The organism is Caulobacter radicis, assembly GCF_003094615.1.
Classification (GTDB): Bacteria; Pseudomonadota; Alphaproteobacteria; order Caulobacterales; family Caulobacteraceae; genus Caulobacter; species Caulobacter radicis.
The window spans coordinates 29,140-40,539 of the sequence record NZ_QDKO01000036.1 but is presented as its reverse complement, the minus strand read 5'-3'; the positions used below and the strand labels follow the sequence as shown (position 1 = coordinate 40,539).

The following is an 11,400-nucleotide window of genomic DNA, read 5'->3' as shown; positions in this document are numbered from 1 at the left end:
CATGACACCGGTGGCTAACCGGGCGAGACGGTCGCCAAGGCCGCAACATGGGAAGGGGAGGCGGTTCGATGAACAGCTCTGCGCGCGACTCGGGCGCTGCGCCGCATGGCCTGTCCTCAGGCGACGAGCGGCCCGCCGAAGAGCCCGTCTTCGACATCGCCCGGGCCTTTCAAACCGACGTCGGCGACATGCTGACCCGCTCTCTCTGCCGCCAGATCCGTGAAGCCCTGCTCGAAGGAAAGGTCGTCGACCTGCCGGGCGTCGGGCGTTTCGAAATCCGTGACAAGCGCCGCTACGGCCTCGTCAATCCGATGAACGGCGTCCGCGCCGACCTCGGCGGCGAGCGCGCCGTCGTCTACCGGCCCGACCGCAAGCTGCTGCGCGACCTGAATTCTTCCCGAGGCGATGTTTGATGAGCGTATCCGTCCGTAGCCGTCGCTTCGTCGTGGTCTCCCTTCTGGCGCTTTCCATGGCGACCGCGCCGGCCGTCGCGATGGCGCGCGCCGACGCCTTCCATGACGTCGGCCTTTCGCCCGAGGCCCGCGCCGCCGATCTCGTCTCGCGCATGACCCTGGAGGAGAAGGCCGGCCAGCTGAAGCACGCTGCGCCAGGCGTGCCGCGCCTTGGCGTGCCCGCCTTCAACTGGTGGAGCGAGGGGCTGCACGGCGTGGCCCGCGCCGGCGAGGCCACCGTATTTCCGCAGGCCATCGGCATGGCGGCCACCTGGGATGTCCCGCTGATCCAGGACGTCGCCGACACCATCGCCACCGAGTTCCGCGCCAAGTATGTCGAGAAGCGGGGCGCTGACGGAAGCTCCGGCCAGTATCGCGGCCTGACCGTGTGGTCGCCCAACATCAACATCTTCCGCGATCCGCGCTGGGGCCGAGGCCAGGAGACCTGGGGCGAGGACCCGCACCTGACCGCCGAGTTCGGCGTGGCCTTCGTTCATGGCCTGCAGGGCGAAGATCCCAAGCACTACAAGACCGCCGCCACCGCCAAGCACTTCGCCGTGCACAGCGGTCCGGAGGCCGATCGCCACCACGACGACATCCATCCGTCGAAACATGATCTGGCGGACACTTACCTGCCGGCCTTCGAGGCATTGGTGAAGCGCGGCAAGGTCGAAGCCGTGATGTGCGCCTATAACGCCGTCGACGGCGTGCCGGCCTGCGCCAGCGACTTCCTGCTGAAGGACACCCTGCGCGGCAAGTGGGGCTTCAAGGGGCACGTGGTCTCGGACTGCGCGGCGATCGCCGACGTCTTCCTGCCGACCTCGCACAACTACGCCAAGACTCCGGCCGAGGGCGTCGCCGTCAGCCTGAAGGCCGGCACCGACCTGATCTGCGCCGAGTTTGGAGCCAACAAGAGCTCGGAGATCGGCCCGATCGTCGACGCGGTGAAGAGCGGCCTGATGACCGAGGCCGAGCTCGACCAGGCCGTCCGTCGCCTTTTCGTGGCCCGCATTAAGCTGGGCCTCTTCGATCCGCCCGCCAATGTCGCCTATTCGAGGATCACGCCGGCCGATAACGATACGCCCGCCAACCGGGCCCTGTCGCTGAAGACGGCGCAGGCCTCGATGGTGCTGCTGAAGAACGACGGCCTGCTGCCGCTGAAGGCCGCGCCCAGGCGCATCGCGGTGATCGGCCCGAACGCCGACAGCCTCGACGCCCTGGTCGGCAATTACAACGGCACGCCGTCCAAGCCGGTGACCGTGCTGGCCGGGATCCGCGCGCGCTACCCGGACGCCCAGGTGAGCTATGTCGAGGGGACGGGCCTGGTCGGCGCGCCGATGAACACCCTGCCGGGTGACGTCCTCTGCGCCGACGCCGCCTGCACCGTGAAGGGCGTCAAGCTCAAGACTTTCCAGGGCCTTGACCTGGCCGGCGAAGCCAAGGCCGAGAGCGTCGCCAACGTCCAAGTGAGTTGGGGGCGGCCCAATCGCGAGAAGCGGCAGGCCTCGACGCGCTGGACGGGCTTCGTCAAACCGACCGAGACCGGCGTCCATCGCTTCACGCTGCGCGGCGAGGGCGGCTATCGGGTGATCGTCGACGGCAAGGTCGTGGTCGACGCCTGGAAGCGTCCGGCCGACGCGACGCCCGAGGGCGCTGTGGCCCTGACCGCCGGCCAGGCGCACGCCATCACGGTCGAGGCCTGGCAGGACGGCGACCGGGGCGACCAGCGTCTGACCTGGAGCAAGCCCAGCCAGGGCGCCGATGCCGCGATGGCCGCGGCCAAGGACGCGGATCTGGTGGTGTTCGTCGGCGGCCTGACCGCCAAGCTGGAAGGCGAGGAGATGTCGGTCCGCGCTCCGGGCTTCGCGGGCGGCGACCGCACCCGCATCGACCTGCCCGCGCCGCAGCAGAGCCTGCTGGAGGGCCTGCACGCCACCGGCAAGCCCGTGGTGCTGGTGCTGATGAACGGTTCGGCCATGGCCGTGAACTGGGCCGACGAGAAGCTGCCGGCCATCGTCGAGGCCTGGTATCCGGGCGGGGAGGGCGGCCATGCCGTGGCCGGCCTGATCGCCGGCGACTACAGCCCCTCGGGCCGTCTGCCGCTGACCTTCTACCGCTCGGCCGACCAACTGCCGCCGTTCAAGGACTACGGCATGGCCGGGCGCACCTATCGCTACTTCGGCGGCGAGGCGCTCTATCCGTTCGGCCATGGTCTGAGCTTCACCAGCTTCAGGTACGGCCAGCCGAAGCTGGCCAAGTCGGTTAAGGCTGGCGAAGCCGTGAAGGTCAGCATCGACGTCTCCAACACCGGCGCCCGCGAGGGCGACGAGGTCGCCCAGCTCTATGTCTCGCGCGGCGGGGCCGGCGCGCCGATCCGTTCGCTGAAAGGTTTCCAGCGCGTGGCCCTCAAGGCCGGCGAGACCAGGACCCTGACCTTCGAGCTCGATCCGTCGGCGCTCAGCGTCGTCGACGCCGCCGGCGTGCGCGCCGTCGAGGCGGGGCCGGTCGAGCTCTGGATCGGCGGCGGCCAGCCGGTGTCACGTCCGGGTCTGGCCAAGCCCGCCGGCGTTTCCGCCCGCTTCGCCGTTTCGGGCCGGAAGGTGCTGCCGTGAAGCTGGATCGCCGTTCCTTCCTGGCCGCCGGCGGCGCCGGCTTTGCCGCGACCGGCATGAGCGCGCCCGCGTCGGCCGCTGACCTGCTGGCCGTGCCCGACGAAGGCTGGAGCCTCTGGATCGACCAGGCGGCGCCCTGGAAGGACGATACGCTGCATCTGCCCAGCGCCGTCGACCTGAAGGCGCTGCCCGTCAATCCGCCGACCGGCGGCTGGGGCGCGCTTGGCTCTTCCGAGGCCATAACCGTCAGCCTGCCGACCACGGTCGAGGAGCACTTCTGGGGCAGGTTCGCCTCGCGCCCCTACGGCGCGGACGAGTACCGCTACGCCGAGGACGACGACGTGCCGCGCTACGGCGCCTACAAGGGCGTCTCCTGGTGGTCGCGGTCGATCGACATTCCCGCGTCGGCCAAGGGCAAGCGGGTGCTTCTGAACCTGCGCGGCGCGCGGCTGCGAGCCGAGGTGTTCCTGAACGAGCACCTGATCGGCTATTCGATCATGTCGGAGCTGCCGTTCGCCTGCGACCTGACGGCGGCGATGAAGCCGGGCCAGGCCAACCGCCTTTCCATCCGCATCACCAATCCCGGCGGCCGGTTCGACTGGCGCGACAGCACCACCATGGTCTGGGGCAAGGTGAAGCTGTTCGCCTCGCACGGCTTCGGCGGCCTCGACCGCGGCATGACGCTGAGCGTCCATCCGCTGGCCGCCCGCATCGACGACGCCTGGGTGCTGAACACGCCACAGCCGCGCACGGTCACGGCCTTCATGGACGTGGTGCTGGAAAAGCCGGTCGCCGATCCGCAGACGCTGCGCGCCAAGGCGTCCGCCACGCTGGTCGACGACAAGGGCGCGCCGGTCGCCGCCGATATCAGGCTGGAAGAGCTGGAGGCCCTCGAAGGTGGTCGCCGCCTGCGAGCCCGGTTCTCGGTGACCGCGCCCAAGGCCGATCTCTGGGACCTCGATGCGCCGCGCCTGCATCGCCTGCGCCTGTCGTGGGCGGAGGCCCGGCGCGAGGTCGATACGCGAGAGGTGCGCTTCGGCTTCCGCTGGTTCGGCGTCGAGGGCGTAGGGACGAACGCTCTGCTGAGGCTCAACGGTCGCCGGATCCGGCTCTATTCGGCGATCTCCTGGGGCTACTGGGGCTTCAACGGCCTGTGGCCGACCAGGGAGCTGGCCCGCCGCGAAGTCACCGCCGCCCACACGCTGGGCCTCAACGCGCTGCACTTCCACCGCAACGTCGGCAAGCCCGAGGTCTTCCAGGCCATGGACGAGATGGGCCTGCTGCGGGTGATGGAGCCCGGCGGCGGGCGCCACGCCATCGGCCGCGACCTCAAGCCCGGCGAGAGCCTCAATCCCGCCGACGCCTTCAGCCGCCGGTTCATGGTCGAGAAGTGCCAGGCCATGGTGCGGGCCTTCCGCTCGCATCCGTCGCTGGCCCACTACACGCTGCAGAACGAGATCGGTGCGAACCTGGCCAACCCCGACGTGCAGTTCGTGCTGAAGGCCATGCACGACCTGGACCCCAGCCGGGCGGTCATCCTCAACGACGGCTTCGTCAAGCGCGGCGCGGCCCAGGCGATGTACCTGCCGTACAACGATCACTACTTCCGTTCGGACGCCGAGGAATGGGGCGGTTGGTGGGTGGAGCACCAGGGCGCCGGCGACCAGTGGTACGACAGGTTCTACGCGTCCAAGGACGACTACATCCACATGCAGAAGGGCAAGCCCTTCATCGTCGAGTTCGGCGAGATGCAGGGCTGCGCCGTCGCCGACAACCACGTGGCCATGGTCGCCGAGATCCTGGCCAAGGGCGGCAAGAGCTACGACCTGGAAGACCACAAGGTCATCGTCGAGCGCACGAACGCCTATCTGGATCGCTGGGGCTTCCGCAAAGCGTTCCCGACCACCGAGGCGCTGTTCCTGTCGGTGGGGCGCAAGGCCTACGAGGCCTGGCGCAACTACCTGGAGAACATCCGCCTGGGCGAGACGGTCGACGTCGCCGCCATCTCGGGCTGGGAAAGCACGGCGATCGAGAACCATTCCGGCATCGTCGACGCGCTGCGCGGCTTCAAGGCCGATCCGACCCTGATGAGCCAGAGCCTGCGGCCCGCCCTGGCCGTGGCCAAGCCCCGCAAGCTGGCCTACGCGCCTGGCGAGGCGGCTGAGCTGGATCTCTGGCTGTTCAACGACACCGGCAAGCCGATCGCCGGCGAACTTGCGCTCAGCATCGTCGGGCCGGACGGCGTGGCGCGGGCGGCGGGCCGCTGGCCGGCGCCGCCGCACGAGGCCGATCGCATGTCCTGGCTGGTCGCCGAGAGCGTCCGTACGCCGGTCTTCGAGCGGGAAGGGCGGCATGTGATCCGTGTCGCCTTGTCGGGCTCCGACCAGGTCGTGTCCGACCGTGAGGTCTGGGTCGCCGCGCCGCATGGCGATGCGCGCCGTAAGCTGAAGCTGGCTGTCTCGGGCGTTGCGAAAAGCCTGCGCACCCGGCTTGAGAAGCAGCCGGGCATCACGGTCGAGGACTTCAAAGCCGGCGTTCGCTACGACGGGATCGTCGCCTCGGGCCTGAAGGTCGACGAGATCGTCCGCCGCCAGGTCGGCGAGCAGACCGGTCTCGAGGCCCAGCCGAAGAAGGGCGAGAAGGTCGAGCTGGTGCTCGGCGAGCTTCCGCCCGAGGTTTTGGCGGCCGTTTCCGCCGGGATGCCTCTGCTGGCCATGGTGCAGGAAGATGGCCTGGCCGAAGGCGTGGCCAAGCAACTGGCGGGCCTTGGTCTCTTCTCCTACGCCGGCCAGGTCGGCGGCCTGCGGGCGCCGTGGATGGGCAACTGGAACTATGTCCGGTCCCATCCGACCTTCGCCGGAATCCCCACCGACATGGCCATGAGCGTGCTGCATCAGGTGGAGGGCCAGCCCTCGAACGGCCTGCTGGTCGATGGACAGGGCGTCGAGGTGATCGCCGCCTACAGCCGTGACCACGACCGCCATAATGGCGCGGCCAGCTTCATCGCGCGCAGGGGCGCGGCGCGGGTGCTGGTCCACCGCCTTCCCGACATGGTCGCCCCGCTCCAGACGCGCTGGCTGAGCAACGCGCTGGACTGGCTGGCGGCCGATCCGATCACGAGCCCAGGAGGGTGAGCGACGATGTCTAGCGCCTAGAGCCGAGACCAAGGCGGCGGCCTGCCGCCGTCCGTGAAGACCAAGAGATCAGTGTGGGCTTTCTCGCCGCCGCGTCCCTGGCGCGGCGAACGAGAGCGCTTGCGCCAAAGCCGACGCGTCCGAAGCGACGCGATCAACAATTGGGAGGGAAATAGGGATGACCAATCACAAGACGGGCAAGGCGCCGCCGCGCACGCGGCTGATGGCCGGAATTTCGAGCCTGACGGTGGCCGCGCTGCTGACGCCGGCCGTGGCCCTGGCCCAGGCGGCCGCGCCGCCGCCGGCCGACCAGCCGATCGCCGACAACGCGGTCAGCGAGGTGGTCGTCACCGGCTATCGCGCCGCCCTGCGCAGCGCCATCGACACCAAGAAGAACTCGGACGTGATGCTCGACGCCATCAACGCCGAGGACATCGCCGACTTCCCCGACTCCAACCTCGCGGAATCGCTGCAGCGCCTGCCGGGCATCTCGATCGACCGCGACAACGGCGAGGGTCGCACGATCAGCGTCCGCGGCCTGTCGGGCGACTTCAGCCGTGTGCGGATCAACAACATGGAGGCCCTGTCGACCGGCGCCGCCAACGACTCCGGCTCCAGCCCCAACCGCTCGCGCGCCTTCGACTTCAACGCCTTCGCCTCGGAGCTGTTCAGCTCGGTGCGGGTGCGCAAGTCCTCGTCGGCCGAGGCCGATGAAGGCTCGCTGGGCGCCACCGTCGATCTGATCACCGGCCGGCCCTTCGATTACAAGAAGAGCGCCTTCGCCCTGTCGGCCGAGGACAGCTATTACCAGAACGGCAAGAAGCACAGCCCGCGCATCACGGGCCTGGTCTCCAACCGTTGGTTCGACGGCCGCCTTGGTGTGCTGATGTCGGCCGCCTACGCCAAGCGCACCTCGGAGGACGACACCTACGCCCGCGGCGGCGGCTCGTCGGACTACGTCTATCGCGGCTCGACCTGGACCGGCGACGAGCTTCCCGGCCGCGCCGGCTTCGCGGCCCCGACGGGCACGGTGTTCACCGCCCTGATCCCGACCACCCTGACCGGGGCTGCCCTGGACGCCTACAAGGCCAATCCGGCCAACTACTACAATCCGATCGCCAACCCGCTGGCCTATGCCGAGATGACGGGATCGGACCCGGCGGCGTACGCCAAGCTCTATCCGAACTGCGCGGCGACCAGCGGCCAGCCGGTGGCTGGCCTGACCCCGACCTCGCCGGGCTGCAACGACAGCCAGATCCGCTTTCCGGCCCTGCCGTCGATCGCCCAGCGCGACGTCGAGACCGAGCGCCTAGGCCTGACCGGCTCGGTCCAGTTCGAGATCACCTCGCGCACCAAGCTGACGGTCGACGGCCTCTATTCGCGCTTCGAGAGCGTCAGCACCAACTACCAGCTCTCGCCCGTCGGCCTGAACCGCAACAACACCAACGCCAGCTACCAGTACGGCGCCAACGTGCCCACGGCCACGGCCCGAAACGGCAGCGCCATGACCGACGCCCAGCGTCGCGCGCTCTATCCGGGCGGCTGCACCTTTACCGCCGAGACCGACCTGAACCCTGGCCAGGACTGCGGCCAGCAACTGTACGGACAGGCCCCGGTCAGCGGCTACACCTACAGCTTCAACCCCTACAACCTGGATCCGTACGAATACTACACCAACCCGTCCTCGCCCGGTTACGCCGGCCCGGCCTCGAGCCTGCCGTTCCGCGGCGACCTGATCGGGCGTCCGTCGGTGAAGCTGCTCGACGCCGAGGTGGTGGGGCAGAACGCCGAGTACCTGAAGCTGGGCAATGTGGACTGGCGCTCGGGCGCCGACCGCGGGGCCTACACCACCGACTTCCGCCAGGTTTCGGCCGAGCTGACCCACGAGTTCAGCGACAAGCTCAAGGCCACCGCTTCCTACGGCGCGTCCCGGTCGGAGAACAAGAACACCGGCACCCTGGTCGAGTTCAACTACATGGACGCCCAGGAGCCCTTCATCTTCGACGAGCGGGGCGCTTCGGGCATGCCGCGCTTCGACGCCGGGTTCGACGCGGCCGACGCGACCAAATGGGGCATCGTCAAGGGCTTCTCGGGCATGCGCCACTACAAGCGCAACACCCTGAACACCTACAACGGCGGCAAGATCGACGTCGCCTACGAGCTGGACGACAACTGGACGATCAAGTTCGGGATCACCGGCCGCAAGTACGAGTTCTCGACAGACCAGTACGAGCGCAACAACGACCTGTTGAACCCGACCGAGAAGGAAGCCGGCGTGACCAGCGCCTCGCTCGGCCAGATCATCGAGTTCGGCCAGGGTCTGGACGTGCCGCAGGGCTCGACCACGCGCTTCTACGCGCCGAACCTGGAGGCCTTCAGCAGCGTCTTCGGCTTCGACTGCGACTGCATCAACAAGTACGGCGACTTCCGCATCACCCGGAAGCGCAACCGCTCGGCCTCGTTCGAGGTGGCCGAGAAAAACCTCGCCTACTACGCCCAGTTCGGGTTCAACTACGAGGTCTGGGGCGGTCGTCGCCTGTTCGGCAACATCGGCGTCCGCCAGGCCGAGACCGAGGTCGAGTCGCTCGGCGAGACCACGGCCGGCCGTCCGATCCGCGGCGAGAACAAGTACAGCGACACCCTTCCGTCCGGTAACCTGACCTGGGAGGCGATGGACAACCTCTACATCCGCTTCGCCGCGGCCAAGGTCATGGCCCGTCCGCTGCTGGGCAATTTGTCGCCGGCCGTCACCGGCGTCAGCATCCCGGGCGACGGCTCGACCACCGGCGGCACGCTGACGGTGGGCAACCCGAAGCTCTCGCCGTTCCGCGGCAAGGCCTTCGACGTGGCCGCCGAGTGGTACTTCGCCAAGGGCGGCCTGATCAGCCTGGGCTACTTCCGCAAGGACATCGATTCCTATCCGCAGACGGTGTTCTACGAGGCCCCGCTGTCGGAGTTCCTCGACGCCGACGCGATCGCCCAACTGCGCCTGCAGTTCCCGGGCGAGACGGGCGGCGACATCTTCCGCCGCGCCTATATCGACGCCGACAACGTGATGCTGGCCCGCCAGGTCCGCGACGCGCCCGGCGGCGTGCTGCAGGGCTGGGAGTTCAGCTATCAGCAGGACTTCACCTTCCTGCCCTGGTACTTCAAGAACCTCGGCGTCCAGTTCAACATGACCAAGCTGGACACCGAGCTGAAGTACATCCTCGACCCCGGCGCGGTGAACGCCACCACTGGCGCGGTGACCAAGGCGCCGGTCTACGGCACGGGGCCCTGGCTGGGCGCTTCGCCCAAGGGGATCAACTTCACGGTCTATTACGAGACAAAGAAGTTCAACGCCCGCGTCTCGATGGCCCAGCGCGACGAGTACTACACCAAGTACCCGATCGCCTCGGGCAACTGCGATCCGGGCCTGCAGGCCAACGGCTCGGCCTGCGACGGTCCGCTGATCAACGAGTTCGAAGGCGCCAAGTCGACGATGAACGTCGACTTATCGATGCGCTACCAGCCGATGAAGCAGGTCAGCATCACCTTCGAGGCCCTGAACATCACCGACGAGAAGTCCGAGCGGTTCGTCTACAACGATCCGGTCATCCTCTCGTACGGCGGCAGCGGCCCCAACTACCGGATCGGCGTGCGCTACAAATACTAGCGCTGCCCGAGACTGGCCGCCGCGCCCCTCCGCGCGGCGGCCAACCCCTTCGGCTTTCCCCAGGGCTCGAAGGCGGCCTCGGCGGAGGATCGTCGCGGTCCTCCGCCGCTTCTTTTTCAGTTCGGCCAGGAGTTGGCGATGAAGACGAGTGACCTGGTGGTGGGGCGTCGGACGGTGCTCGCGGGCGCCGGGGCGGTCTTGCTGGCGCCGTCGGCGGCGTGGGCCAAGGCGCCCGACTTCGCCAAGCTGGGTTGGGCCAGCGCCAAGGGCGGGGAGGGCGGGCGCACCTTGCGGGTCACCACCCTGGCCGCCGATGGGCCGGGCTCGTTCCGCGCCGCCGTCGAGGCTTCGGGGCCGCGAAAGGTGGTGTTCGACGTCGCAGGCGTCATCGACCTTGGCCGCAAGAGCATCCGGATCCGCGAGCCGTTCCTGACCGTGGCCGGCGAGACCGCGCCGTCGCCGGGGATCACCTTCATCCGCGGCGGCATCCAGATCGAAAGCCACGACGTCGTGCTGCGTCACCTGCGGGTGCGGGCCGGCCGCGACGGCGCCCCTGATCGCAGCGGCTGGGAGGTCGACGGCGTCACCTGCTGGAAGGCCCGTGACGTCATCGTCGACCACTGCTCCATAGCCTGGGCCACCGACGAGAACCTGTCGGCCTCTGGGCCGCGCTTCGACGGCGGCGACACGGTCGAGGCCTGGCGCAAGGGGACCTCGCACCGGATCACCTTCAGCAACAACATCGTCTCCGAGGGGCTCTCGCACGCCAGCCACGTGAAGGGCGAGCACTCCAAGGGCACGTTGATCCACGACAACGCGACGCAGGTGCTGATCGCCGGGAACCTCTACGCCCACAACCTGGAGCGCAACCAGCTGTTCAAGGGGGCGGTGCATGCGGTTTCCGTCAACAACCTGGTCTACGACCCCGGCACGCGGGCCATGCACTACGCGCTGAACGCGCCGGAGTGGGAGGGGCGGGCCTGGCAGGTCGGTCGGCTGGCCCTGGTCGGCAATGTCGTGCGCGGCGGCGCCTCGACCCGACCCGACCTGCCGTTCCTGATCGTGGAAGGGCAGGGGGACCTCGATCTCTACGTCCACGACAACCGCGCGACCTATGCCGGCGGCGCGGCTATGCCCGAGCTTCGGGTGCTGCCGACCACGCCCTTGCCGCAGGTCCGGCGCCTGGCGGCCGCGCCGCTCTGGCTTAAGGGACTGAGAGCCCTGCCGGCTTCGACCGTCGAGGCCAGCGTCCTGGCCGGGGCCGGGGCTCGCCCCTGGGACCGCGACGCCGTCGATGTCCGAATCCTTCGCCAGGTGAGGGATTGGACCGGCCGGGTGATCGACGACGAAGCCGAGGTCGGCGGCTACGCGACGGCCGGCGGGAAGAAGGCCTGACGTCTCTAACCGACGTTTTTCGGCCACTTTTAGAAAAACACCGACCACTTGTAGGAGTTTTTATGGCTGCCTCAGGTGGCCATACCGCTCGCCCGGGCTGACGCGCCTGGGCGAGCGTTGTTCGTTGTTTCGTCGAAGGTTTTGAGCTTTCA

The 11,400-nt window shown here is 68.6% G+C and carries 5 protein-coding genes; all 5 read left to right on the top strand.

The window, feature by feature from the left end; translation table 11 throughout:
- The first annotated feature begins 68 nt into the window (after positions 1-68).
- On the top strand, positions 69-413 hold the full coding sequence (locus DDF62_RS19915) for an HU family DNA-binding protein (protein ID WP_165832312.1): 345 nt from the start codon (positions 69-71) through the stop codon (positions 411-413).
- Positions 413-3,064, top strand: a complete 2,652-nt coding sequence (locus tag DDF62_RS19910; protein WP_116490713.1) for a glycoside hydrolase family 3 C-terminal domain-containing protein — start codon at positions 413-415, stop codon at positions 3,062-3,064. The genes DDF62_RS19915 and DDF62_RS19910 overlap by 1 nt, the downstream gene beginning before the upstream one ends.
- Complete coding sequence (locus tag DDF62_RS19905; protein WP_116490712.1) at positions 3,061-6,198, top strand: glycoside hydrolase family 2 TIM barrel-domain containing protein; 3,138 nt, start codon at positions 3,061-3,063, stop codon at positions 6,196-6,198. Before DDF62_RS19910 ends, DDF62_RS19905 begins: the two co-directional genes overlap by 4 nt.
- A 178-nt stretch (positions 6,199-6,376) precedes the next feature.
- Positions 6,377-9,853 (top strand): TonB-dependent receptor domain-containing protein, encoded by a 3,477-nt coding sequence (locus DDF62_RS19900; protein ID WP_116490711.1) that lies wholly within the window; start codon positions 6,377-6,379, stop codon positions 9,851-9,853.
- Positions 9,854-9,991: 138 nt separating this feature from the next.
- Complete coding sequence (locus DDF62_RS19895) at positions 9,992-11,248, top strand: pectate lyase family protein (RefSeq protein WP_116490710.1); 1,257 nt, start codon at positions 9,992-9,994, stop codon at positions 11,246-11,248.
- The last annotated feature ends 152 nt before the right edge of the window (positions 11,249-11,400 follow it).

Excerpts from the sequence above, each read along its gene's own strand:
- DDF62_RS19895 (WP_116490710.1), top strand. The coding sequence starts at position 9,992 with ATGAAGACGAGTGACCTGGTGGTGGGGCGTCGGACGGTGCTCGCGGGC.
- DDF62_RS19915 (WP_165832312.1), top strand. The coding sequence starts at position 69 with ATGAACAGCTCTGCGCGCGACTCGGGCGCTGCGCCGCATGGCCTGTCC.
- DDF62_RS19910 (WP_116490713.1), top strand. The coding sequence starts at position 413 with ATGAGCGTATCCGTCCGTAGCCGTCGCTTCGTCGTGGTCTCCCTTCTG.
- DDF62_RS19900 (WP_116490711.1), top strand. The coding sequence starts at position 6,377 with ATGACCAATCACAAGACGGGCAAGGCGCCGCCGCGCACGCGGCTGATG.